Here is a 332-nt window from a genome sequence, read left to right as displayed (position 1 = left end):
AATTGATTTACCAAGTGTGGTTGGATACAAATGTTTTTTTACAAAAGCAAAAGGGTTATCATGGGGTGTACGTAAAGGTAAGAACTGGCGATATGTCTACTACCATTGCTCGTAAATTCATAGCAGCAGTTAAACCGCTTATCGCTGATGATATTAGGGTAACCATTAACCAAGGCTTGTTGCTTAAATATGTGACCAAAGAAGCTTTGCCAGCTTTGTTTTTGGCTTTAGATGAGTTAGGGCTTTCTGCACCGGGCCATAACACCGTTGCCGATGTAACCACTTGTCCAGGAACAGATACCTGTAATTTGGGAATTTCAAATTCGATGGAA

Annotated in this window: 1 pseudogene; it reads left to right on the top strand. The window is 40.1% G+C overall.

Annotated features, from left to right (window positions below):
• Positions 1-14: 14 nt before the first annotated feature.
• Positions 15-332 (top strand): annotated as a pseudogene (locus GBG68_RS13970) (hypothetical protein); the annotation flags it as partial.

It is taken from the genome of Alkalilimnicola sp. S0819 (assembly GCF_009295635.1).
In the GTDB taxonomy this organism is placed as follows: Bacteria; Pseudomonadota; Gammaproteobacteria; order Nitrococcales; family WHIW01; genus S0819.
This window is presented reverse-complemented; position numbering and strand designations above follow the sequence as displayed.